This window comes from Bradyrhizobium sp. DOA1 (genome assembly GCF_001593325.1).
Lineage (GTDB): Bacteria > Pseudomonadota > Alphaproteobacteria > Rhizobiales > Xanthobacteraceae > Bradyrhizobium.
The window spans coordinates 6,325,758-6,348,816 of sequence record NZ_JXJM01000001.1; the positions used below are offsets into that span (position 1 = coordinate 6,325,758).

Below are 23,059 nucleotides of genomic sequence, written 5' to 3' on the forward strand. Positions count from 1 at the left end.
CCCAGCCGCGCGGCGGGCCGGCGCTGTCGGGCCATGCCAGTCACCAGATCGGCCTCGACGCCGACATCTGGCTGACGCCGATGCCGGACCGCCGGCTCTCGCGCGAGGAGCGCGAGGAGATGAGCGCGGTGATGATGGTGCGGCCCGACCGGCTCGACGTCGATCCGAACGTGTTCACATCAGGCCATGTGCTGGTGCTGCGCGATGCGGCGCGTGAACCCGCCGTGCAGCGCATCTTCGTCAACGCGGCGATCAAGAAGGCGCTGTGCCGCGAGGCCAAGGGCGACCGCGCCTGGCTGTCGAAGATCCGCCCGTGGTGGGGCCACGACTATCACTTCCACATCCGCATGCATTGCCCGGCGGGCGCCGGGGACTGCGAGGGCCAACCGTCGCAATCCGAGGACGAAGGCTGCAAGCCGTCCGATCTCGCCTATTGGTTCTCGGACGCCGTGCTGCACCCGAAACCGCCGCCGGAGCCGCCGAAGCCGAAGCCGCCGATGACGCTGGCGCAGATGCCGGCGGCCTGCAAGGCGGTGCTGCATGCGGCGGATGTGAAGCCGTAAGCATCCCCAGGCGCGAAGCGAGCCCGGGATGACGAACTCGTTGGTTGGCTCGCGCCACTGACATGCGCTAGGATCGTGCCGCCGCCGTGCCGTAAGCCCGCGGCATTCCGGGACGCGCATCCCGCTCCGACCAATCCCACATCCGTACGCGCGGCAACATCGCCGTACGCCGGCTACCGTGAGAGATCCATGCGCATCAGTGCACGTAACCAGATCAAGGGCAGTGTCGTCGAGGTCACCAAGGGTGCCACGACCTCCCACATCCGCGTCGATATCGGCAACGGCACGATCGTGACGTCCTCGATCACCAACGAGGCTGTCGACGATCTCGGCATCAAGATCGGCGGCAACGTCATCGTCGTTATCAAGGCCTCCGACGTCATGATTGCCGTGGATTGAGCATGAAAACCTGCTTCCTCGTGGCGCTGCTGCTGATCGGGGCAACTCCCGTTCTCGCCGCAGACGAGCCCAGCGGCTGCGACAAGTTCAAATGGCCGATCGAGCGCGAGCGCGCAGCGCTCACGGCGTCGGATCGTGCCAAGCTGGCATCGGGAAGCGAACAGACGACGCTACCGTCATCCGCCATCACGCTGGGGCTGGTCGTCCCAGGTGAAGCCAGGCTGCCGACGCCGCCGGAGCGGGCGCCCAAGGACGGCACCTTTGCCGGCTTCACCAGCATCAAGGCGCCGAAGGCCGGGCTTTACACGATCAGCCTGTCCGCAGGGGCCTGGGTCGACGTGGTGCAGGACGGGCATTTCCTCAAGCCGGTGGCCTTCAGCGGCGCGACCGATTGCGCCGGCATCCGCAAGACCATCAAATACGAGCTGTCGGGACAGCCCTTCGTGCTGCAGGTCAGCGGCGCCTAGGACAACTCGCTCTCGATTGCGATCCTGCCGGCGCAATAGGCCAAACAGCCGCCTTTGACCTGGCGGCCCAGCCTGCTATCTTCGCAGGTGCGATATCCCCGCCGGCCGTAAGCCGTTGCCGGGACACGCGGACAGCGCTTCCGCCCGTCGCAACCTGACTTGAACCCAACGCCAGATTTGCGCGTGCATTTGCACGCGCGGGCTCGCACGGAGCGCTAACTCATGATTCGTATTGCCGGACTTTTCGCCGCCTTCGTCATCCTCGCCGGCGCGAGCTTTTCGCCTGCCAGCGCGCAAGACACGACCATCACCGTGTTCGCCGCCGCCTCGATGAAGAACGCGCTCGACGAGATCGATGCCGCCTACACCGCCAGGACCGGCGTCAAGATCGTCGCGAGCTACGCCGCGAGCTCGGCACTGGCCAAGCAGATCGAGCAAGGCGCACCGGCCGACGTGTTCGTCTCCGCCGACACCGACTGGATGGACTACGCAGTCTCCAAGAAAGCCATCAACGAGCCTTCCAGAGTCAATTTGCTCGGCAATGGCATCGTGCTGATCGCGCCGAAGGATTCCAGGATCGACAACGTCAACGTCGCGCAGGGCTTCGACCTCGCAAAACTTGTCGGCGACGGCAGGATCGTGACCGGCGACGTCAAGTCGGTACCGGTCGGAAAATACGCCAAGGCTGCGCTGGAGAAGCTGGGCGCGTGGCAGGCGGCCGAGCCGAAATTCGCCATGGCCGAGAGCGTGCGCGCCGCGCTGACGCTGGTCGCCCGCGGCGAGGCCGCGCTCGGCATCGTCTATGCGACCGACGCCAAGGTCGAGCCTGGCGTGAAGATCGTCGGCAGCTTCCCGGCGGATTCGCATCCCGCGATCATCTATCCGGTCGCGGCGACCACCACCGCGAAGAGCGAGACCAGCGATTATCTCGCCTTCCTGCGCTCGTCGGCGGCCAAGACCATCCTGGAAAAGTACGGCTTCAAATTCCTGGTGAGCCCCAGCACCTGATCTTCGTCGCTTGATGCTCGACATCTCTCCCGCTGAATGGACGGCGATCCTGCTCTCGCTCAGGGTCGCCATCATTGCGACCCTGGTGGCAACGCCGTTCGGCATCGCGCTGGCATGGCTGCTCGCCCGCCATGACTTTTGGGGCAAGTCGTTTCTCGACGCCGTGGTGCATCTGCCGCTGGTGCTGCCGCCGGTCGTCACCGGCTATCTGCTGCTTCTGACCTTCGGCCGCAAAGGCCTCGTTGGCGGCTTCCTCGCCGACCATCTCGGCATCGTCTTCTCGTTCCGCTGGACCGGCGCGGCACTCGCCTGCGGCGTGATGGCGTTTCCGCTGCTGGTGCGGCCGATGCGGCTGTCGATCGAGGCGATCGACCGCCGGCTCGAGCAGGCCGCCGAGACGCTCGGCGCGGCGCCATGGAAAGTGTTCTTCACGGTGACGCTGCCGCTGGCACTGCCCGGCGTGCTCGCCGGCATGGTGCTCGGCTTTGCCAAGGCGATCGGCGAGTTCGGCGCCACCATCACCTTCGTCTCCAACATTCCCGGCGAGACCCAGACGATCTCGTCCGCGATCTATTCGCTGATCCAGACACCTGACGGCGATGCCGCCGCCGGCCGGCTCGTCATCGTCTCGGTCGTGCTCGCGATCGGCGCGCTGATCGCGGCCGAATGGTTCGCCCGCCGCGCCACCGCGCGGCTGCACGGGAACTGACCATGCTGCGCGTCGATGTCGAAAAGAAGCTCGGCGAATTCTCGCTCTCCGCGTCCTTCACCAGCGAAGGCCGCGTCATCGGCCTGTTCGGTGCGTCGGGTGCCGGCAAGACATCGCTGGTCAACATGATCGCAGGGCTGCTGCGGCCCGACCGCGGCACCATCGTGATCGATGGCGAAACCGTCGACGATACCGCCGCCGGCCTCCACGTGCCGACTTATCGCCGCCGCATTGGCTATGTCTTCCAGGATGCCCGACTGTTTCCGCACCTCAGCGTCGCGCAGAACCTGGATTACGGACGGCGGATGAACGGCCTTGCGCCGGATCGCGCGCAGCACAAGCGCATCATCGATCTGCTCGACATCGGTGCGCTGCAGGATCGCCGCCCCGGAAAACTCTCCGGCGGTGAGCGCCAGCGCGTCGCGCTCGGCCGCGCGCTGCTGGCGCGGCCGCGCCTCCTCTTGCTCGACGAGCCGCTCGGCGCGCTCGACGAGGGCCGCAAGCTCGAGATCCTGCCCTATCTGACGCGGCTGCGCGATGAAGCCAACGTGCCGATGGTCTATGTCAGCCACGACGTCGCCGAGCTGCGCCAGCTCGCGACGCAGATCGTGATGCTGAAGCAGGGGCGGGTGACGAGTCTTGGCGGGGTGAAGGTGCTGGCGTAACGGGGGCGTTTCGTAGCCCGGATGGAGCGAAGCGCAATCCGGGACGGTGCCACGGGAGAAGCATCCCGGATTACGCTTCGCTCCATCCGGGCTACGCGTCCGGCTGCAAGGCGCGCCTAACCCCCCGCCACCGAGGCCCAGACATCGGCGAGCTTCTTCCGCAGCGTTTGCGCGCGCGTCAGCGCCGGCGGGGTCTCGTCCTCTTCCGGCAGGCGCAGACCGACGACGTTGACGCGGCCGCCGGAGATCGAACGTGCGACCAGCACGATCTCGTCCAGCGGCAGCTCGGCACCCTCCTTCGGCGCGTGGTCGAGATGGACGTCGAAATAATCGGCCATCGTCAGCTTGCCATCGTCCTCGCCGACCTTCACGCCGTAGATCTCGGCGAGCTCGGCGAGCGTGTGCTCGCCGGAGACCATGAAGTCGCCGAGCAGATGCGGATCTGGCGCCGAGCTCGGCTGCATGTCGACGAAGAAGCGGTCGAGCGCCTCGGCCTTTTCCGGCGGCGCCAAGAGGTAGATGTAGTCGCCGGGCGCGATCGGCTCGGCCTCCATCGGCGTCAGGATGTTCTCGTTGCGGATCACCAGCGTCGGCTTGGACCACGACGGGATCAGGCCACGGCGGAAATACAGGCTCTTCGGCCGCACCGGATAGCCGACCAGCTGCTGCTCGAGCTGGCCGGGCAGATCGAGCTCGACGCGGCGCGGGCCGCGCTCGGCGCGCGGCAGCGCCACGTGGAGCTTGCGCGCCGCCGGTGCCAGCGTCCAGCCTTGCAGCAACAGCGAGATGATGACGACGACGAAGGCGACGTCGAAATAGAGATAGGCCTTGGGCAGGCCGACCAGCATCGGGATCGACGCCAGGAAGATCGCGACCGCGCCGCGCAGGCCGGTCCAGGCGATGAAGATCTTTTCGCGCCAATTGAAGCGGAACGGGCCAAGGCACGCGAACACCGCGATCGGTCGGGCGACCAGCATCAGGACCAGCGCGACGGCGATCGCCGGCAAAAGACTGGCACCGAGCCGGTTCGGCGAGACCAGCAGGCCGAGCAGCACGAACATCACGATCTGTGCCAGCCAGGTCGCGGCGTCCAGGAAGGCCACCACGGAATTGTGCGCGCGCGTCGGCCGGTTGCCGATGATGATGCCGGCGAGATAGACGGCGAGGAAGCCGGAGGCGTGCATGATCTGCGAGCCGCCGAAGATGACGAGCGCAGCGGTCGTCACGAATGGCGCATGCAGGCCCTGCGGCAGCGCCACCTGGTTCAGCGCGATGACGACGAGGCGTCCGCCGATGACGCCGACGACGGCACCCAGCACCGCCTCCTGGATGAACTCCACCAGCACATGGCCGGGCGAGCTCGTTCCGAGCGAGATGTATTCGACCAGCATCAAGGTGAGGAAGATCGCGAAGGGGTCGTTGGTGCCGGATTCCGCCTCCAGCGTCGCGCCGACACGCGGGCGCAGGCGCAGGCCCTGGGTGTGCACCAGCAGGAACACCGCGGCGGCGTCGGTCGAGGCCACGACGGCGCCGACCAGCAGCGATTCCGACCAGTTGAGGTCGAGGGCGTATTTCGCGAACGGGGCCGTTATCAGCGCCGTCAGCAGCACGCCGATCGTCGCCAGCACTACGGAGGGTGCGAGCACGGTGCGGATGCTGGCAAAGCGTGTCCTGAGGCCGCCGTCGAACAGGATCAAAGCGAGTGCGACCGATCCGACTAGATAGGTGGTGCGGACGTCGTCGAACTGGAGCTGGCCGGGACCGGAATCGCCGGCGAGCATGCCGATGGCAAGGAAGACGAGCAGCAACGGCGCGCCGAAGCGCAGCGCCAGCAGGCTGGAGAGAATGCCGGCCATGACGAGGACGGCGCCGAGCAATATGGCGAGACTGACGGAGTCGAGAGAGGCCATCCACCTTCCGAGTACAAATCGCTGGAATATCCATCCTTATCGTCGGCACACTCCTGCGCCAACCCATTTTCGCCCGCTCGCGGCAATGTGCCCGCATTTTGCGGCCTTAACGCGCTTCACTTCACGGTGTATCGATGGCTCGGCCGTACCCTTTGTGGGATTCTGCGGCTCCCTCGAATCAATTGCGCCCGCCTGCTTCCCGACGAGACCGATGGACATGGACCTCAAAGACTTCATGGAGTTCGTGCAGACCACTGCACGCAGCGTCGGGGCGGAAATCTCGTCACCCTGGTTCTACCTGCAATTCGGCCTCATTCTGGCCGCGGCCGGCATCGCCTATGCCGCTGAGGCCGGCATTCGCAGCCGGGTCGACATGACGTCACTGGCGATGCGCTGGCCGCTGCCGCTCCGGCATTTCGCACGGGTGATGGTCGCGAGCGCCTCGACGGCGGTGTTCACGCTGCTCGTGATCGTCTCGCGCGTGGTGATGTACCACGCGACCTGGCCGAGCCGCAGCTATCTCCTGATGGTCGCTGCCAAGATGGGGCTGGCCTGGCTCGTGATCCGGTTGGTGACGTCGGTCCTGCGCAACGCGTTCATCGTCAAGCTGGTGTCGATCACGGCCTGGTTCGTCGCCGCGCTTTCCATCATCGGGCAGCTGGAAACGACGGTGGAGCTGCTCGATTCGTTCGCCATCGTGCTCGGCGGCCTCAGGCTGACCCCGCTGTTGGCGATCAAGGCCGGCGCGCTGCTGCTGATCGCGCTCTGGCTGACCAATATCGCGAGCAATTTCGCTGAGAGCCGGATCAACGCGACCACAGACCTGACGCCGTCGGTGCAGGTGCTGCTGGTGAAGATCATCCGCATCGGGCTTCTTGCCGTCGCAATCGTCATTGCGCTCGGCGCGGTCGGCATCGATCTGTCGGCGCTTGCCGTATTCTCCGGCGCGGTCGGCGTCGGCATCGGTATCGGCCTGCAGAAGATCGTCGCCAATTTCATCTCCGGCATCATCCTGCTCGCAGACAAATCGGTGAAGCCCGGCGACCTCGTCACCATCGGCGACAACACCGGACGCATCAGCGCGATGAAGACGCGCTATATTTCCGTCGCAGCCGGCGACGGACGCGAATTCCTGGTGCCGAACGAGGATCTGGTGACGCAGAAGGTCGTCAACTGGACCTATACCGACAAGAACACGCTGGTGAAGATCGCCTTCGGCACCAATTACGACGCCGACCCCCGGCTCGTCTGCAAGCTCGCGGCCGAGACCGCCGCCGCCCACCCCCGCGCCCAGAAGGGCAAGCCGCCGAACTGCATTCTGACCGAGTTTGCGGAGGCAGGGATGAAGTTCTCGTTGACCCTGTGGCTCGCCGACCCCGACGGCATGGACACCGTCAAAAGCGACGTGATGCTGGCGCTGTGGGACGCCTTCAAGCAGGAGGGCATCCGGGTTCCCTACCCGGTCCGCGAAATCCGCATCCGCGGCGGCGCCCTGCCGGTCGAAACCACCGTAGAAGTCCCGAATTAGGCCGGCTTTCGGGCGCAAAGAGTACGCTTGGCTTGCATGAAGGCTCGCAATCATTAGATTAGGGCCTGAAATCAAGCCTTTCCGCCGATATCCAGATCAGACCGAGCCCGGAAGACAGTTCTCGCATGAGCTACGTCGAAGCCACCGATACCTCCCTGCGCAAGACCGGACAGATCAAGCTGCATGGGCCGGCCGCCTTTGCCGGCATGCGCAAGGCCGGCGCGCTGGTGGCGCAGTGCCTCGACGAACTCACCGACATCGTCGCTCCGGGCGTGCCGACCTCGACCATCGACGAATTCGTCCGCGACTTCGCCTTCAGCAACGGCGCCTATCCGGCGACGCTGATGTATCGCGGCTACCGCTACTCGACCTGCACCTCGCTCAACCACGTCGTCTGCCACGGCATGCCCGGCGACCGTCCGCTGAAGGAGGGCGACATCGTCAACATCGACGTCACCTTCATCGTCGACGGCTGGTATGGCGATTCCAGCCGGATGTATGCGGTCGGCCCGATCGCGCGCAAGGCCGAGCGGCTGATCGAAGTCACCTATGAAGCGATGATGCGCGGCATCGCCGCCGTGAAGCCCGGCGCCACCACCGGCGACATCGGCCACGCCATTCAGAGCTTCGTCGAGCCGCAGGGCATGAGCGTCGTGCGCGATTTCTGCGGCCATGGCCTCGGGCGCATGTTCCACGACGAGCCGAACATCATCCATATCGGCCGTCCCGGCGAGGGCGTGCAGCTCAAGCCCGGCATGTTCTTCACCATCGAGCCGATGATCAATCTCGGCAAGCCGCATGTGAAGATCCTCTCCGACGGCTGGACCGCGGTGACCCGCGACCGCTCGCTGTCGGCGCAGTTCGAGCATTCGGTCGGCGTCACCGCGACCGGTGTCGAGATTTTCACGCTGTCGAAGCGGCACGGCGAGAAGCCGATCGGGTGAGCTTGGTGCCAGCCGATCCGGCATAGCTTAGTTTGCCAGCGCAATTGACGGTTGCAAAAACGCGGCTCCCCGGCGATGCTTGGGCGCAATGCCCGTCAAGCCGGACCCCGACACGAGCAAGCCTGAGGACGCGCCGCATTATCACGGCCATCGCGAGCGGCTGCGCGAGCGCTTCTACAGTGCGGGCGCGGATGCGCTGAGCGATTACGAGCTGTTGGAGATGGCGCTGTTTCCGGCGCTGCCCCGGCGCGACACCAAGCCGCTGGCGAAGACGCTGATCAAGACCTTCGGCTCGTTCGCGGAGGTCGTGCACGCGCCGGTGGCGCGGCTGCGCGAGGTCGACGGGGTCGGCGAGGCCGCAATCAACCAGCTCAAGCTGATCGCCGCTGCGGCGCACCGCGTCGCCAAGGGCGAGGTCAACAGCCGCAACGCGCTGTCGTCCTGGAACGAGGTGATCGCCTATTGCCGCACCAGCATGGCCTTCGCCGACAAGGAACAGTTTCGCCTGCTCTTCCTCGACAAGCGCAACCAGCTCATCGCCGACGAGGTGCAGCAGACCGGCACCGTCGACCACACCCCGGTCTATCCACGCGAGGTGATCAAGCGCGCGCTCGAGCTATCGGCGACCGCGCTGATCCTGGTGCACAACCATCCCTCCGGCGATCCCTCGCCCTCGCAGGCCGACATCCAGATGACGAAAGCGATCATCGACATCGCCAAGCCGCTGGGGATTGCCGTGCACGACCACATCATCGTGGGCAAGAGTGGGCACGCCAGCCTGCGCGGGATGCGGTTGATCTAGAGCCTCAAATCGGATGACAAGGAAACGATGAGCGACTGGCTGCACAATCTGCCGGTGCCTTTGATGGCGCTGGTGATCGTCGGATTCACCTATCTTGTGGCCGCGGCGATCTTCGCAGGCATCGCGCTTGTCGCGACGGGGGAGCGTGCAAAATCGCTCAAAGCGATCTCGCCGGGCATGCTGCCCGTGCTCGGCATCATCTTCGGCCTGTTCGTCGCCTTCACCGCAGCGCAGGTCTGGGGCGACAGCGATCGCGCCAGTGCCGCGGTAAGCCGCGAGGCCAGCGCGCTGCGCAGCGCCGTGCTGCTGGCCGGCGGCCTGCCGGCGGAGCAGGAGACGAAGCTGCGCGGCCTGGTGCGCGACTATGTCGGGCAGGCCGTCGCGGTGGAATGGCCGATGATGGCGCATCAGGAGGCATCGCTGAAGGTGACGCCGCCGGCGCTCGCCGATGCCCTCCAACTCGTCATCACGATGACGCCGCAAGGCACGGGGCAGGCGAATGTGCAGCGCGAGCTCATCGCCGCGCTGGAGCAGGCGCTGGATGCGCGGCGGCAGCGGATCATCGTCAGCCTCGCCGCGGTCAATCCAGTCAAATGGTGGTGCCTGTACCTCCAGGCCGCCTGCGCATTGCTGGTGATCGGCCTCGTTCATTGCGACAACCGGCTGGGATCGGCGATCGCGATGGGCCTGTTCGCAACGGGGGTGGCCACCTCGGTCCTGCTGATCGCCGCGCACGACCGGCCGTTCGCCGGCCAGATCTCGATTCAGCCAGAGCCGCTGCTCCAGATCATGCCGGAGGCGGCGGCAAAGACCTAGAGCGGGCACGCCAGCCTGCGCGGGATGCGGTTGATCTCAGCTAGATCAGAACATCTGGTTCTTGGCGGCTTTCAAGTAGTCTTCCGCGGCTGAGATGCCGGCGAATGCCTTGAGCGTCAGGGCAGTCGGTTGCGGCTTCCATGCAGCGACCAGCCTTTCTGCATTCGCGAGTTCCGGCTTGGACAGCATTCCGGCCATCTCGTTCACGTTCTTGGCCGGCGCCACCTTCGAGAGCTTGAAATAGGCATACGACAGGGACAGATCCCTCGGCGTGCCCTTCCCGGCGGAATACGCACGGGACAGGCTGAAGAGCGCGGCGGGAAGCCCCTGATCGCCTGCCAGCTTCCACCATTTCAGCGCTTCTTCTGAGTTGCCTTGCCGGTCGTACATGAGCGCGACATCGTGCTGGGCTCTCGCATAGCCGGCCTTGGCCGAAACGAGCTTGTATTTCAACGCTTGATCCGAGTCGGTTGCGACGACGCCTGCGCCTTGGCCGTCGTAATAACAACCGAGCTTGTAGGCCCCCAGCGGGTGGTTGGCCGCGGCCGATTTCTGAAACCACTCGAAGGCCTGGCTGCGATCCGGCGGCGTGCCGATGCCGTTATTGTGCATCATGCCGACATGGTATTGCGCCTCGGCATCCCCGCGATCGGCCAGCGTCACCATCGCATTGAAGGTGCGGGTGTCATTTGCCTCGGCGGGCATCGAGAGGCCGAGAATGCAAGCGAAGGCAACGGCAACCAATCTCATATCCAAGCCCGATCCGGTCTGACCATTATGCCTTGGTCACCGGAACGGAGGAAAAGTTCAAATCTGGCAGCAATTCAGAAACCGGCGAACTTGGCCGCGGCCGCCGCAAAGCCGACAGCGTTGATTGCGTCAACGAAATGACGCACGCAATCTTGACGAGCGAGTGCCGTCAGCTCACGGCTCGATCCAGCGCTGCACGGCTTCGGCGGTATCGGCCGGCGTGGTGTTGAAGCAGATCGCAGCATCGGGCGCGAGGCGATGGACGAGGTTGAGCACCCTCTCGAACAACAGCAATCGCTCCTTCTGCTCGCGCAGGCCGGCGCCGATCACGATGCAGTCGAAGCGCTCGTCGCGCAGCGCCGCCGTGACGGCGGCCTCGGCGGTCGCATCGAGATCGATCAGGCAGCTCGTGACCTCGAAACCGAGCCCGCGCAAACGCAGCAGCTGGGCCTCGATGTAGCTACGGACATTTTCGGGCGTGAGCTGCGGGAATGCGCTGTAATCCGCATTACCAGGCTCGATGCCGATCGCGAGAACGCGCTTGGCCATGCCGGATCTCCCAACGGAATCGCCTGTTCTATCAACGGATGCCGTACTGCTCCGGTTCCCTGGAGGCAGGACATCGCATGTGTGAACGATGTTCCCTGTCGCCATCCTTCGAGACGCCCGCCGTTGGCGGGCCCTCAGGATGAGGATCGTTTGCGCGGCTGCCGTTTCAACGCGCACCGATGCTGCTTAGCCTCATCCTGAGGAGACCGCAAAGCGGTCGTCTCGAAGGACGAGGCGCGCGCGCAGGTCGCGCAGGGACGGCGGCGGGCACCTACTGCCGCAGCATGATCAGGGGATCGGCGGTGTCGGGGACGCGCCGCCATTGCGCGTTGTCGTCGGCCTCGAACTGCCAGGCATCGCCCGATTTCGACATCAGGATGATCTGGCCGCGCTCGAGCCGCCATTGCGTCGGGTTGAACTGCGCGATCGACGCGTCGCATCTCGGCTTGAGGAAGACCTGGAAATTGTCCGGCCCCGCCTCGGTGTTGGTCAGCGTCAGCCCGCACACCGGCTGGCCGTTGCCGCGCACCATCGACCAATCGCCGATCATCTGGTCCATCGACTTGGCCATGGCGCGCGCGGCGGCGAGGTCCTGCAGGATGTAGACGCCCTCGCCCTGGCGCAGGCCCTCGAAGATGCCGGCCTCGACCTCGGTGAAGTCGATCACGGCTTCACCCGTTGCGTCCTGCAAGCGGACGATGTCCAGCCCCCTGACGCTCCAGGCGACGATGTCCTTGGTGAAGGGCAGCGCGGCCTTGCAGGCCGGCTCGAGCTCGAGCTTGAAGCCCTGGCCTGCGGCGTCGCCCTTGAGGGTGACCACGCAGGTCTTGCTGCGCTCGGTGGTCGAGAGCTCCCACTGTCCGGGCATCTGCTTCTTCAGGGCCGCCGCATCCTGCGCATGCGCGATGCCGATCGCGGCCAGGCAGGCCACGACGGCGCCGATCGCGGAGAAAGAGGCCGCGACGGCGGATGCAACGACCCGAAGAGCTCTCATCATCGACCCTTGAAGGGTGTTTCCGCAACCGGGGTCAGCGGCGCCTTGCCGCCGAACCAGGCCTTGAGGTTGTCGACCACGAGCTGGTCCATGGCGTTGCGCGTCACCACCGAGGCGGAGCCGATATGCGGCAGCAGCACGACGTTCTGCATGGTCTTAAGCTCGTCCGGCACGTTCGGCTCGGCCGCGAACACGTCGAGGCCGGCGGCGAGGATGGTGCCTGATTTCAGCGCCTGAACCAGCGCCGGCTCGTCCACCACCGAGCCGCGCGCGACGTTGATCAACACGCCGCGCGGACCGAGCGCCTTGAGCACCTCGGCATTGATCATCTTGTTCGTGCTGGCGCCGCCGGGGACGATCACCATCAGCGTGTCCACCGCCTTGGCCATCTCGATCAAGTCAGGATAGTGCTTGTAGGAGACGTCCTTGGACGGATTGCGCGAGTGATAGACCACCGGCACCAGCGAGGCATCGAGCCGGCGCGCGATGGCCTGGCCGATCCGGCCCATGCCGACGATGCCGACCTTGCGGTCGCGCAACGAGCCGACGCTGAGCGGGTAGTTCTGCGTCTGCCAGAGCCCGGAGCGGACATAGCGGTCGGCCTTGATGAATTCGCGCAAGGTCGAGATCAACAGGCCCATCGCGACGTCGGCGACCTCCTCGGTCAGCACATCAGGCGTGTTGGTGACGATGATCTTGTGCTCGGCCGCATATTTGACATCGACGTGGTCGTAGCCGACGCCGAAGCTCGCCACCATCTCGATCTTGGGCAATTGCGACAGCGAGTCCTTGTCGGCACGCACGGTGTGATAGGTCACGGCGACGCCGCGGATCTTCTCGCGGATCGCCGGCGTCAGCCGCTCGAGGTCACCACGCGTCTCGGCCTTGTGCACGACGAAATGGTCGGAAAATCCGTTGTCGAGGATCGGCCGCACCGGTCCATAAATCAAAAGATCGATCTTTTCGGACGAAATCGAACCGGTAGACATCAGCTTTCCTTTCCAAGCGCGCTCTCGTGCCAGCGCCGTAAAACGAGGTGGGAAACTAGCGCCAGCACCCCATAGATGACAATCCCGGCCAGCGACAACAAAAGCAGCGCCGCGAACATGCGGGGTATGTTCAATCGATAGCCTGACTCGGCGATCCTGTAGGCGAGGCCGGAGCCGGCACCGGCCGTTCCCGCCGCGATCTCGGCCACGACCGCGCCGATCAGCGACAGGCCGCCGGCGATCCGCAAGCCCCCGAGGATGTAGGGCAGCGCCGCAGGCAGCTTGAGAAAGCGCAGGGTCTGCGGCTTTGATGCGCCATAGAGCTGGAACAGGCCGGCGAGATTGCGGTCGACCGAATTGAGCCCGAGTGTGGTGTTGGACAGCACCGGGAAGAACGCGACGATGAAGGCGCAGATCACGACCGCGGTCTGCTGCTCCAGATAGATCAGCAGCAGCGGCGCAATCGCGATGACCGGCGTCACCTGGAGCACGATGGCATAGGGGAACAGCGAATATTCCACCCATTTCGACTGGTTGAACAGCAGCGCCAGCGCAATGCCGCCGATGCTGGCCGCGATGAAGCCTTCGAGCGTGGTCAGGAGCGTGGTCGCGAGCGATTGTGACAGCACCGCCCAGTCCTTGATCAACGTCAGGACGATGACGGAGGGCGCCGGCAGCACGTAGGGCGGAATCGCCTTGATTCGGACGACCGCTTCCCACGCAAGGAGGCCGGCCGCGAACACGATGACGGGCAGCACGATGCGCATCGCGCGTTGCGCAGCTCGCGGTTTTGCAGTGACGGCAGCTTGAGCGCTCATAGCGTCGACTGCCCCGAATATGACGGCGCCAGCGCGGCCGACACGCGTCGGCAATAATCGGAATAGGCGGTCGAGGTGCGAAACTCCTCGCCGCGCGGCTCGACCGTCTCGATGCGAAGGTCGGCCTGGATGCGGCCGGGCCGCGCCGTCATCACCACGACGCGCTGCGACAGGTAGACGGATTCGAACACCGAATGGGTGACGAAGATGACGGTCTTGCCGAGGCTGCGCCACAGCGCGAGCAGATCGTTGTTGAGGCGGAAGCGCGTGATCTCGTCGAGCGCGGCAAACGGCTCGTCCATCAGCAGAATATCGGGATCGGTGACGAGTGCACGCGCCAGCGACACCCGCATCTTCATGCCGCCGGACAGTTCGCGCGGATAGGCCTCGGCGAAATCGGCGAGCCCGACGCTGGCGAGCGCCGCATCGGCACGTTCGCACGCTTCCGCCTTCGGAACGCGGCCGAGCCGCAGGGGCAGCCGCACATTCTCGCGCACGCTGGTCCAGGGCATCAGGGTCGGCTCCTGGAATACGAAGCCGATGCCGTGGCCCGGCTGCGCCACGCCGTCGTGACGCGCTACCCGCACGGTACCTGACGACGGTGCCATGAGGCTTGCGATGATCCGCAGCGCCGTCGACTTGCCGCAGCCGGACGGGCCCAGCAGCGAGATGAACTCGCCCTTGCGCACGGCAAGGTCGAGCGGGCCGAGCGCCATCACGCCGTTGTCATAGGCTTTCGTCACGCCGCGCAGGCTGACGGCGAGCGCCGTCAGGCTCGCTTCGACGGCGGACGAGGTTGGGGCAGCGGACATCGACCGCGCGTTACGGCTTGTTCGGGCGCAGCTCGACGCCTACGCCCTTGTTGACGAAGCGCAGCGTGTAGGATTTGCGGAAATCGAGATCCGCCTTGACGACGCCGGCCTTGACCATCTTGTTGAAGAAGGAGGCGTAGCGCTCGTCGCTCATGGCGCCGATGCCGTTCTTCAAGCTATCTCCGGAATCGACGATGCCGTGCTCCTTCATCTTCGCGACGGAATAGGCGAGCAGATCGTCGGTCATCTCCGGATTGAGCTTCTTGATCAGGGCATTGCCGGCGGAATTGTCGCGATAGATGTAATTGTACCAGCCGATCATGGAGGCATCGACGAAGCGCTGGACGAGATCGGGCTTCTTCTCGACGATGTCGCGGCGGGTCTCGATCAGGGTCGAATAGGTGTTGAAGCCGTAATCGGCGAGCAGCAGCACGTTGGGCTTGAAGCCGGCCGCCTTCTCCACCGCGAAGGGCTCTGACGTCACGTAGCCCTGCATGGCGCTCTTGGGATTGGCGATGAAGGGCTGCGGATTGAAATTATAGGGGCGGACGTTCTTCTCGCTGAAGCCATATTCGGATTTCAGCCATTGGAAGTAGCTGGTCATGCCTTCCTTGGAGACGAACAGCGTCAGCGGCTTCAATTCCTCGATCTTGGTGACCTTGGCGTCGGGCTGCGTCAGCATCACCTGCGGATCCTTCTGGAAGATCGCGGCGATGGTGATGACGGGCACGTTGTTAGCGACCGCATCGAACGACATCAGTGTGTTCGCGGCCATGAAGAAATCGATCTTGCCGGCGATCAGCAGCATCCGGTTGTTCTCGTTGGGACCGCCGGGGATGATGGTGACGTCGAGGCCGTATTTCTTGTAGGTGCCGTCGGCGACGGCCTGGAAGAAGCCGCCATGCTCGGCCTCGGCAACCCAATTGGTGCCGAAGGTGACCTTGTCCAGCGTCTCGGCCTGCGCCGGCAGGATCGAGACGAAAGCGGCGATCAGGCCTGCAATTAACGCTCGCCGCAGATGAGAGGGGCTCATGAGTGCACTCCGTCGATCACTTCTAGCCGATACCAAGCCAACGCGATAAAACCGCATGGGGACGCGAGCCGGTCGGGCCCGCGTCCCCTCATAACCCCAAATTACGTGACAAATTCGGGCAAAGAAACCTTGATGACGCCGTCCCGCGACTGGAACGAAATTCGCTGGGCCGATGCCGCCGCCGCGGACCCGTCGCGCTGGATCGCCGTGCTGCCGCTGGCCGCGACCGAGCAGCACGGCCCGCATCTGCCTGTGACGACCGACGTGCTGATTGCGGAGGCTTACCTGGCGCGCGTGCGCAAGCTGCTGCCCGAGAGCATTCCCGCCAGCTTCCTGCCCGTCGAACGGATCGGGATTTCCACCGAGCATATCGACTATCCGGGCACGCAGACGCTGCCGACCGAAACTGCGCTGAAGAAATGGACCGCCATCGGCGAGGACGTCGCGCGGCGCGGCGTCAGGAAGCTCGTCATCATCACCAGCCACGGCGGCAACAGCGCGGCGATGATGCTGATCGCGCAGGATCTGCGCGCGCACCAAAACCTGTTCGTGGTGACGACGTCGTGGTCGCGGCTATCGGGCGCGGATAAACTGTTCCCGGCCGAGGAAGTGCGCCACGGCATTCACGGCGGCGCGGTCGAGACCTCGATCATGCTGTCTCGCTATCCCGAGCAGGTGCGCGTGGATGCGATCGCGGACTTTCCCGCGAGCAGCATCGCGCTGGAGCGGCAATATCGCTGGCTGTCGACGCAGCGGCCCGCTCCGTTCGCCTGGCAGGCGCAGGATCTCAACCCCAGCGGCGCGGTCGGCAACGCTACATTGGCCGTTGCTGAGAAAGGCGAGCAGCTGATCGATCAGGGCGCGGCGGCGTTTTGCGAGCTGCTGAACGAAGTCGATAACTTCGACGTGAACAGGCTCGCCAAGGGGCCCCTCGGTTAGCTGTCATCCCACTGGAATCATTCGGGAAAGATCGACGCTCCGGAACTGACTCCGCGGCGTTCGAACCGGACGCGGAGAGCCTCCGTCCAACTGGGCACGCGGGCCACAACGGACCGCCTCAACCCGGATGGAGTTTCACATGTCGATCAAGTCCAAGATTGCCGCCGTCGCTCTCGCGACCCTCGCCGTTACCGGCAGCATCGTGTCCACCACCTCCTCGGCCGAAGCCAAGCAGCCCGGTTGGGTCTGGGGTGTGGGCGCCGGCATCGCCACTGCCGCCGTCGTCGGCTCCGCGATCGCCGCCACCAACGACCCCTATTACCACGGCTATCGCCGCTGCGGCTGGGTCGCCCAGTACAACGCCTTCGGCCAGTACGTCGGCCGCGTTCGCACCTGCTACTGATCTAGGTACCTGAGGCCGATCTAACGTGGATCCTGCGTCCGACACGGGCGCCTCATCCACCCCGTGTCGTGCCCCCCGACCCCGCCCGGCTGTCCCCGCCGGGCGGGGTCATCCTTTTATCGGCAGAATAGCCGGGCAACGGCTTGGCTCACTGCCCTTCCGATCGCACGCTTCACGTGTCAGGATGCGAACCGGTAGCTGGAGGGCGAGCGTGAGTTGGCGAATCTGCGTTGGATCGATCCTGATCGCGATTCTGACATCCACTCCAGCATGTTCCGAGACAGGATCCCCGGGCGACAGCCGGCCCGCCGTGGACGTCGAGCTGGTCATCGCGGTTGATATTTCCTACTCGATGGAAATGGAGGACTTGGTAGCTCAACGCGAAGGCTTTGCCACGGCCATCGTCTCGCAGGAGTTTCTTGAGGCCTTACGGGCCGGTCCGATGGGCAAGATCGCGCTGACTTATATCGAATGGTCGGCCGCGAACGACCAGAAGATCGTCGTTCCTTGGCGGCAGATCGACGGACCGGAAGCGGCCAACGCGGTCGCCACCGAGCTCATGCAGGCACCGATCCTCCGCGGTTCGCGCACGTCGATTTCAGGCGCGATCAAGTTCGCCGTACCGTTGTTCAAGCAGAGCCCATACCGTGGCGCGCGCCAGATCATCGACGTTTCGGGTGACGGTCCCAACAACGTTGGCGATCCCGTCACCACGGCGCGAGACGCAGCGTTGCAGAGCGGCATCATCATCACCGGCCTGCCGGTCTTGATCAATGCGACGCCGAGTGGAACGACGGATATCAACCATATCGACCATATCGACTGGTACTACGAAGATTGCGTCATTGGCGGGCCCGGTTCTTTTGTGGTGCCGATCACCGATCGCCAGAATTTCAAGGAGGCAATCCGGACCAAGCTGGCGCTCGAGGTTGCGGGTCTGACGCCCAGGCAATCGCCGGCTCCGGCGGTAGAGGAGAAGCCGCGGGTCCTCTGCTCGATCGGCGAAAAGCTCTGGCAGCAGCGGTGGGGTACGGTTGGTCCGGCGATCACGGCTACGAAGAGTCCGGCCTTGAATGCAAGCAGTCCCCCCAACAAGGAGGACGTGTTGCTGAATATGAAGATCAAGGGCATCTGCCGCGGCTGCTAGGGTGCCAGCGTCCGCCGGCGGGAGCACCGCATTCGGCGACATCATTGCATTTCAGCATCCGCCGACCCGGGTCGGCCTATTCGTCTCCCATCCGTCGTTGTTGCAGTCCCGTCACACAGTGGTGCGAACCATTCCAGGAGGTGGCGAGCGTCAGTTGCTATTGCGAATTATTCGCAATAAGGTTCGCAGCAGACTTAAGGACTTGGGCGAAATCGCATCGGATCTGGATCATCCGAAGCAATCGGGGGCCAACCAAGACTTGATGACAAGATCGCCGCGAATCGGCAGGGATGCCGGTTGCGGCGAATGGGACATAGTCGCGTTGTGGGGGCGTGCGTTTGACGTTGAGAGATCACCGACACTGGTGCTTGCGAACGGCCGCGGCGATCGCCACGGGCGTGCTGGCTCTTCCCGCTGCCGGCCACGCGGCCGATCTGCCGCTGAAGGCGCCGATGCTGAGGTCCGTCTACGACTGGACCGGGTTCTATATTGGTGCGCATGCCGGCTACAGCCGCGGTTCGTCGCATTTCGCGCTGAACGACGGCACTGCACTCAACGACAGCGGCGTCTTCAGTGGCATGATCGGGGGCGTCCAGGCCGGCTACAATTACCGCCTCAACTCCGGCTGGCTGGTCGGCGTCGAAGGCGATTTCACGTTTCCCAACTATATCACCTCGAACTCGATCGTCTCCTTCCTGGCGACGCCCGCCAACACCGTCACCCAGCAATGGGACTATACCGCGAGTGTCCGCGGCCGTGTCGGCTACACCAGCGGTCCGTGGCTGGTCTACGCCACCGGCGGCTTTGCATGGATGGGCGAGCGCTATTTCGACACGCCCGCCTCCGGCGCCGAAATCCCGAAAATCCTGAACACACGGCCCGGCTGGATCGCGGGCGCCGGCATCGAATACGGCTTCGCGCCGCATTGGAGCGCGCGACTCGAATATCTCTACAGCCGCTTCGACGGCGCCAATGTCGCCTTCTCCACGGGGGCACAATACGCGTCCTCGTCGCTCGACTTCCAGCAGGTCAGGCTCGGCCTCAACCGCAAGATCGATTGGCCGGGCATGCCGAATTACGATCCGAAGAGCTCTCTGATCGACACGGAATCGGATCGCTGGGAGATCCACGGCCAGAGCACCTATCTGCCGCAGGGCTATCCATCGTTCCCCGCGCTCTATAGCGGACCGAACTCGCTCTCACCGTCCCGGCAGGCCAAGGCGACCTGGAGCAACAGTCTGTTCCTGAACGCACGGCTCTGGGACGGCGGCGAGGTCTATTACAATCCCGAGCTGCTCCAGGGATTTGGATTGAACGACACCGTCGGCGCTGCAGGCTTCCCGAACGGCGAAGCGCAGAAGTCGAACTTCCCCTATCCGCACTACAACACCTCGCGCCTGTTCGTGCGTCAGACATTTGGATTTGGCGGCGAGCAGGAAGAGCTTGCGAGCGGACAACTTCAGCTCGGTCAGAAAGTCGACGTCTCGCGCCTCACGATTCAGGCCGGCAAATTCGCGGTGGTCGACGTGTTCGACGGCAACGCCTACGCCAAGGACACCCGCAGGGACTTCATGAATTGGTCGATCTGGGCGCCGGGCGCCTTCGACTATTCCGCCGACAAGGTCGGCCTCACCTACGGTATCACCGCCGAGCTCAACCAGAAGCAATGGGCGCTGCGCGGCGGCTATTTCCTCATGGTCTCCGAATCCAACTCGAACCATTTCGACACCAAGGTCGGGGAGCGCGGCCAGTACGTGCTCGAGCTCGAGACGCGCTTCTCGCTGCTCGGCCAGCCCGGCAAGCTCCGGACCATGGGCTGGGTCGACAGCGCCAACATGGGCAGCTTCCGCGAGACGCTGGACAATCCCGCGCTCAATCTCGACATCACGCAGACCCGGCGCGGACGCGTGAAATATGGCTATGTCCTCAACCTCGAACAGGCGATCACGGACGATGTCGGGCTGTTCGGCCGCTGGAGCTGGAACGACGGCCGTTTCGAAACGCTGGCCTTCACCGACATCAACCGCAGCCTGTCCGGCGGTCTTTCCATCAAAGGCACCAAATGGGGCCGGCCCGACGACGTGATCGGCATCGGTGGCGCGATCAACGCGATTTCCAAGGACTATCGCGACTTCCTCGCTGCCGGCGGCCTCGGCGTCCTCGTCGGCGACGGCGCGCTCAACTATCGCAAGGAGCGTATCCTCGAAACCTATTACGCCTACGCGCTGAACAAGAATCTCACCCTCACCGGCGACTACCAGCTGATCGTGAATCCCGCTTACAACGCCGATCGCGGACCGGTGTCGGTCTTCTCAGGGCGGCTGCACGGGGAATTCTGAATAGCGCGCGAGCTGCAAGTCTGCTTGGCGACAAAATGCGCGCGCCTCGTTCTTCGAGACGCCCGCTACGCGGGCTCCTCAGGATGAGACTAAGCGGCAGTGGTGCTCGCTGGAATTGCTGCCTCACTCTTCGTCCTCATCCTGAGGGTCCGCCGTAGGCGGGCGTCTCGAAGGATGGGCTTCGAGGTACGCCGCCTTCGGCAGGAAGCTCTACGCCGCGCGGATCGCGTCCAGGAATTTGCCGACCTCGACCTTGAGGCGGCTGCTCTCGCCGGACAGCGATCTCGCCGAGGTCAGGACATTGGCGGATGCCGATCCGGTCTGGCTGGCACCGCGCTGCACGTCGACGATGCTGGCGGAGACCTGCTGGGTGCCGCGGGCGGCCTGCTGCACGTTGCGGGAGATCTCGCGCGTCGCCGCGCCCTGCTCCTCGACCGCCGCGGCGATGGCGGAGGCAATCTCCGACATGCGGGAGATGGTGTCGCTGATCGACTTGATGGCGCCGACCGAATCCTCGGTCGCGGTCTGGATGCCCGCAATCTGCTGGCTGATCTCGCCGGTGGCCTTGGCGGTCTGTTCGGCGAGCGCCTTGACCTCGGAAGCGACGACGGCGAAGCCGCGACCGGCCTCGCCGGCGCGCGCCGCCTCGATGGTGGCATTGAGGGCCAGAAGATTGGTCTGGCCCGCGATCTGGCTGATGAGCTCGACGACGTCGCCGATCCGGCCCGCCGCCTTGGCGAGCTCGCCGACATGGTCATTGGTGCGGCCGGCCTGCTGCACGGCTTCGCCGGCGATGCGCGCGGAATCCTGGACCTGGCGGCTGATCTCGTCGACCGACGAAGCCATCTCCTCCGCAGCGGCCGCAACGGTCTGCACGTTGGTGGAGGCCTGCTCGGAGGCGGCAGCGACGGTCGCGGTGACCCTCTCGGATTGGTCGGCCGTGCTCGTCAGCGTTCCCGCCGAGGCTTCCAGCTCCGACGATGCCGACGACACGGTATTGATCACGTCGCCGATCATGGCTTCGAACTCGCGCGCGATCTGGTCCATGCGCTGGCTGCGGCGGAGCTTCGCCTCGGCTTCGACCGCGGCGGCCTCGTCGGCCGCCGTCTTGGCGGCAAGCGAATCCTTGAAGTGGCGGAGCGAGCCGGCGACCTGGCCGATCTCGTCGTCGCGGCCCGTCGCGGGAATCTCGACCTCGTGCTGTCCGGCGGCGAGCGTTCCGATCACGTCGGCGATCTTCGCCAGCGGCGTCACCACGCGGCTGCGCAGCATCATGGTCACACCGGCGAGCGTGCCGAGCAGTGCCAGCACCACCACACCCGCGAGGGCGAGCATCGCCAGCGCACCATCGCGCGCAGCCGAAGCGCGCTCGGCTGCTTCCGCCAGTGCGGCGTCGCGGACACCGTAGAACATCTGGATCGCGGGCACGATCACCTTCGCGAGCTCGTCTGCGGTGGCACTGTACTTGCCGTCACTCCGGGCTGCGGGAATTTCCTTGTCCACGGCAACCGCTGCCGATCCGAAATAGGATTCATTTGCCGCCTTCAGCGCGGTCGCGATGCGGGAGGGGTTTCCGAGCTGCGCGATGCCGGCCTCGATGCGCTCGCGGTTGGCCTCGACGCGGCCCTGCATGCGATCCATCAGCGACAATTCGGCCGCAGTGAGCGGGCGGCGTGCGGACAGCGCCGGCGAGAGCGTGGCGGCCCGACTGCCGGCGGACACGCGCAGATCCTGCGCTGTCCGCGCCAGGCTGAGCAGCGCCGCAAGCGAGGAATCGGCATTGATCACCTTCGCTTCGAGCCGGTTCATGACCGGCTCGAGAGCGGCGAGGACCTCGGCAACACCGGGCAGGAAGCCCTTGGTTGCGGCGCTGTCGCGCGCAGCCAGAGCGACGCCCATCGCGCGATCGGCCGCCGTGGTGATGTCCTTCAGCCGCCGCGCGGCACGGTCGAGATTTTCGCTGATCGCTGCCCCGTCATCCAGCACCATGACGGCGCGCCTTGCGGCCTCGAAGCCCGCCTCGGCGGCTTTCGTCGCCTTCGCGGCGGCTTCGAGTTGAGCCTGGCTCGCGGCCGCTTCCTGGAAGATCGGTCCGATATAGGGGGCGCGCAGGCTGGCGACGTGCTGGCTGGCCATCAGCGTCGCACCAAAGGCGTCGACGGTCTTGATCGCATCGGAGCGGTTCGCGAAGATCCGCGTCTGGGGGATGAGCACCTCAGCGCCGAGGATGATTGCAAACACCGTCACCGTCAGCATCGACAGCCCGAAAAGCTTTCCGATCCGCATCCTGGTCCCCGAATACATCCTGCAAATGTCGGGAACCTAGCCCGCCCCCACTAAGAGCCCGTTAAGCAAACGCCCGTAGTTCCGCGGGGACGCCATCTCGTCGCAGGTTTGATCGAACCGCGCCCGCCGCTCGCTTCCTACGGAGCGCGGAACGCGACACAATGACCGGGATTTTCTCACCGGAATACC

Annotated in this window: 23 protein-coding genes; 14 read left to right on the forward strand and 9 right to left on the reverse strand. The window is 65.0% G+C overall.

The genetic code is table 11. The features are described 5' to 3' along the window. From SE91_RS29230 to modC, 6 genes are all read left to right on the forward strand, one after another. On the forward strand, window positions 1-563 hold a 563-nt coding region (locus tag SE91_RS29230; RefSeq protein ID WP_197489532.1), incomplete at its 5' end, for a penicillin-insensitive murein endopeptidase. 189 nt (window positions 564-752) lie between these two features. Then, window positions 753-962, forward strand: a complete 210-nt coding sequence (locus SE91_RS29235; RefSeq protein ID WP_061850117.1) for a TOBE domain-containing protein — start codon at window positions 753-755, stop codon at window positions 960-962. Window positions 963-964: 2 nt separating this feature from the next. Beyond that, a complete protein-coding gene (locus tag SE91_RS29240) occupies window positions 965-1,429 on the forward strand; it encodes a hypothetical protein (protein WP_061850118.1) in 465 nt (154 codons plus the stop codon). Window positions 1,430-1,651: 222 nt separating this feature from the next. After that, window positions 1,652-2,437: a molybdate ABC transporter substrate-binding protein gene (gene modA, locus SE91_RS29245; protein ID WP_061850119.1), complete on the forward strand. Its 786-nt coding sequence runs from the start codon at window positions 1,652-1,654 to the stop codon at window positions 2,435-2,437. Window positions 2,438-2,450: 13 nt separating this feature from the next. Next, complete coding sequence (modB, locus tag SE91_RS29250; protein WP_061850120.1) at window positions 2,451-3,146, forward strand: molybdate ABC transporter permease subunit; 696 nt, start codon at window positions 2,451-2,453, stop codon at window positions 3,144-3,146. Between the two features lie 2 nt (window positions 3,147-3,148). Beyond that, window positions 3,149-3,811, forward strand: a complete 663-nt coding sequence (gene modC / locus SE91_RS29255) for a molybdenum ABC transporter ATP-binding protein (RefSeq protein WP_008542493.1) — start codon at window positions 3,149-3,151, stop codon at window positions 3,809-3,811. 116 nt (window positions 3,812-3,927) lie between these two features. Here the strand turns inward: modC and SE91_RS29260 are convergent, their stop codons facing one another. Further along, entirely contained in the window at window positions 3,928-5,721 is a 1,794-nt protein-coding gene (locus SE91_RS29260; RefSeq protein ID WP_061850121.1) for a potassium/proton antiporter, read from the reverse strand. A gap of 211 nt (window positions 5,722-5,932) precedes the next feature. Between SE91_RS29260 and SE91_RS29265 the strand changes: the two genes are divergently transcribed. The 4 genes from SE91_RS29265 (at window position 5,933) to SE91_RS29280 (ending at window position 9,811) form a co-directional block, all read left to right on the forward strand. Beyond that, the gene (locus SE91_RS29265; RefSeq protein WP_061850122.1) at window positions 5,933-7,249 is read left to right on the forward strand and encodes a mechanosensitive ion channel family protein; all 1,317 of its coding nucleotides are present in this window, start codon (window positions 5,933-5,935) and stop codon (window positions 7,247-7,249) included. A 125-nt stretch (window positions 7,250-7,374) separates the two neighbouring features. Further along, on the forward strand, window positions 7,375-8,193 hold the full coding sequence (map, locus tag SE91_RS29270; protein WP_061850123.1) for a type I methionyl aminopeptidase: 819 nt from the start codon (window positions 7,375-7,377) through the stop codon (window positions 8,191-8,193). A gap of 88 nt (window positions 8,194-8,281) precedes the next feature. Next, on the forward strand, window positions 8,282-8,995 hold the full coding sequence (gene radC, locus SE91_RS29275; RefSeq protein WP_060734633.1) for a RadC family protein: 714 nt from the start codon (window positions 8,282-8,284) through the stop codon (window positions 8,993-8,995). 27 nt (window positions 8,996-9,022) lie between these two features. After that, window positions 9,023-9,811 (forward strand): bestrophin-like domain, encoded by a 789-nt coding sequence (locus SE91_RS29280; protein WP_061850124.1) that lies wholly within the window; start codon window positions 9,023-9,025, stop codon window positions 9,809-9,811. A 45-nt stretch (window positions 9,812-9,856) separates the two neighbouring features. Here SE91_RS29280 and SE91_RS29285 read toward each other — a convergent pair whose 3' ends face one another. The 7 genes from SE91_RS29285 to SE91_RS29315 all read right to left on the reverse strand — a co-directional run bounded on the left by SE91_RS29285 (window position 9,857) and on the right by SE91_RS29315 (window position 15,756). Further along, window positions 9,857-10,477 (reverse strand): tetratricopeptide repeat protein, encoded by a 621-nt coding sequence (locus SE91_RS29285; RefSeq protein ID WP_197489533.1) that lies wholly within the window; start codon window positions 10,475-10,477, stop codon window positions 9,857-9,859. Window positions 10,478-10,735: 258 nt separating this feature from the next. After that, window positions 10,736-11,110 (reverse strand): hypothetical protein, encoded by a 375-nt coding sequence (locus tag SE91_RS29290; protein WP_008542483.1) that lies wholly within the window; start codon window positions 11,108-11,110, stop codon window positions 10,736-10,738. A 271-nt stretch (window positions 11,111-11,381) separates the two neighbouring features. Then, window positions 11,382-12,104, reverse strand: coding sequence for an AprI/Inh family metalloprotease inhibitor (locus SE91_RS29295; RefSeq protein ID WP_061851393.1), 723 nt, complete (start codon window positions 12,102-12,104; stop codon window positions 11,382-11,384). Further along, window positions 12,104-13,093, reverse strand: coding sequence for a 2-hydroxyacid dehydrogenase (locus tag SE91_RS29300; RefSeq protein ID WP_061850126.1), 990 nt, complete (start codon window positions 13,091-13,093; stop codon window positions 12,104-12,106). Before SE91_RS29300 ends, SE91_RS29295 begins: the two co-directional genes overlap by 1 nt. Next, window positions 13,093-13,911: an ABC transporter permease gene (locus SE91_RS29305; RefSeq protein ID WP_061850127.1), complete on the reverse strand. Its 819-nt coding sequence runs from the start codon at window positions 13,909-13,911 to the stop codon at window positions 13,093-13,095. Before SE91_RS29305 ends, SE91_RS29300 begins: the two co-directional genes overlap by 1 nt. Then, window positions 13,908-14,723, reverse strand: a complete 816-nt coding sequence (locus tag SE91_RS29310; protein ID WP_061850128.1) for an ABC transporter ATP-binding protein — start codon at window positions 14,721-14,723, stop codon at window positions 13,908-13,910. The genes SE91_RS29305 and SE91_RS29310 overlap by 4 nt, the downstream gene beginning before the upstream one ends. A gap of 10 nt (window positions 14,724-14,733) precedes the next feature. Further along, window positions 14,734-15,756 carry an ABC transporter substrate-binding protein gene (locus SE91_RS29315; RefSeq protein ID WP_061850129.1) on the reverse strand — a complete coding sequence of 341 codons (1,023 nt, stop codon included), beginning with the start codon at window positions 15,754-15,756 and terminating at the stop codon, window positions 14,734-14,736. Window positions 15,757-15,888: 132 nt separating this feature from the next. Between SE91_RS29315 and SE91_RS29320 the strand changes: the two genes are divergently transcribed. The 4 genes from SE91_RS29320 (at window position 15,889) to SE91_RS29335 (ending at window position 20,584) form a co-directional block, all read left to right on the forward strand. Continuing rightward, entirely contained in the window at window positions 15,889-16,695 is an 807-nt protein-coding gene (locus tag SE91_RS29320) for a creatininase family protein (protein WP_061850130.1), read from the forward strand. 139 nt (window positions 16,696-16,834) lie between these two features. Next, entirely contained in the window at window positions 16,835-17,098 is a 264-nt protein-coding gene (locus tag SE91_RS29325; RefSeq protein WP_061851394.1) for a hypothetical protein, read from the forward strand. A gap of 310 nt (window positions 17,099-17,408) precedes the next feature. Then, entirely contained in the window at window positions 17,409-18,245 is an 837-nt protein-coding gene (locus SE91_RS29330; RefSeq protein ID WP_063921327.1) for a DUF1194 domain-containing protein, read from the forward strand. Between the two features lie 368 nt (window positions 18,246-18,613). Continuing rightward, window positions 18,614-20,584, forward strand: a complete 1,971-nt coding sequence (locus tag SE91_RS29335) for a carbohydrate porin (protein ID WP_061850131.1) — start codon at window positions 18,614-18,616, stop codon at window positions 20,582-20,584. A 210-nt stretch (window positions 20,585-20,794) separates the two neighbouring features. Here the strand turns inward: SE91_RS29335 and SE91_RS29340 are convergent, their stop codons facing one another. Further along, a complete protein-coding gene (locus SE91_RS29340) occupies window positions 20,795-22,870 on the reverse strand; it encodes a methyl-accepting chemotaxis protein (RefSeq protein WP_061850132.1) in 2,076 nt (691 codons plus the stop codon). Between the last annotated feature and the right edge of the window lie 189 nt (window positions 22,871-23,059).

Coding starts and splice junctions, on each gene's coding strand:
- SE91_RS29325 (WP_061851394.1), top strand. CDS start 16,835: ATGTCGATCAAGTCCAAGATTGCCGCCGTCGCTCTCGCGACCCTCGCC.
- radC (WP_060734633.1), top strand. CDS start 8,282: ATGCCCGTCAAGCCGGACCCCGACACGAGCAAGCCTGAGGACGCGCCG.
- SE91_RS29300 (WP_061850126.1), bottom strand. CDS start 13,093: ATGTCTACCGGTTCGATTTCGTCCGAAAAGATCGATCTTTTGATTTAT.
- SE91_RS29290 (WP_008542483.1), bottom strand. CDS start 11,110: ATGGCCAAGCGCGTTCTCGCGATCGGCATCGAGCCTGGTAATGCGGAT.
- SE91_RS29260 (WP_061850121.1), bottom strand. CDS start 5,721: ATGGCCTCTCTCGACTCCGTCAGTCTCGCCATATTGCTCGGCGCCGTC.
- SE91_RS29295 (WP_061851393.1), bottom strand. CDS start 12,104: ATGAGAGCTCTTCGGGTCGTTGCATCCGCCGTCGCGGCCTCTTTCTCC.
- SE91_RS29285 (WP_197489533.1), bottom strand. CDS start 10,477: ATGGTGACGCTGGCCGATCGCGGGGATGCCGAGGCGCAATACCATGTC.
- modC (WP_008542493.1), top strand. CDS start 3,149: ATGCTGCGCGTCGATGTCGAAAAGAAGCTCGGCGAATTCTCGCTCTCC.
- SE91_RS29265 (WP_061850122.1), top strand. CDS start 5,933: ATGGACATGGACCTCAAAGACTTCATGGAGTTCGTGCAGACCACTGCA.
- SE91_RS29310 (WP_061850128.1), bottom strand. CDS start 14,723: ATGTCCGCTGCCCCAACCTCGTCCGCCGTCGAAGCGAGCCTGACGGCG.
- SE91_RS29340 (WP_061850132.1), bottom strand. CDS start 22,870: ATGCGGATCGGAAAGCTTTTCGGGCTGTCGATGCTGACGGTGACGGTG.
- map (WP_061850123.1), top strand. CDS start 7,375: ATGAGCTACGTCGAAGCCACCGATACCTCCCTGCGCAAGACCGGACAG.
- SE91_RS29315 (WP_061850129.1), bottom strand. CDS start 15,756: ATGAGCCCCTCTCATCTGCGGCGAGCGTTAATTGCAGGCCTGATCGCC.
- SE91_RS29235 (WP_061850117.1), top strand. CDS start 753: ATGCGCATCAGTGCACGTAACCAGATCAAGGGCAGTGTCGTCGAGGTC.
- SE91_RS29320 (WP_061850130.1), top strand. CDS start 15,889: ATGACGCCGTCCCGCGACTGGAACGAAATTCGCTGGGCCGATGCCGCC.
- modA (WP_061850119.1), top strand. CDS start 1,652: ATGATTCGTATTGCCGGACTTTTCGCCGCCTTCGTCATCCTCGCCGGC.
- modB (WP_061850120.1), top strand. CDS start 2,451: ATGCTCGACATCTCTCCCGCTGAATGGACGGCGATCCTGCTCTCGCTC.
- SE91_RS29305 (WP_061850127.1), bottom strand. CDS start 13,911: ATGAGCGCTCAAGCTGCCGTCACTGCAAAACCGCGAGCTGCGCAACGC.
- SE91_RS29280 (WP_061850124.1), top strand. CDS start 9,023: ATGAGCGACTGGCTGCACAATCTGCCGGTGCCTTTGATGGCGCTGGTG.
- SE91_RS29240 (WP_061850118.1), top strand. CDS start 965: ATGAAAACCTGCTTCCTCGTGGCGCTGCTGCTGATCGGGGCAACTCCC.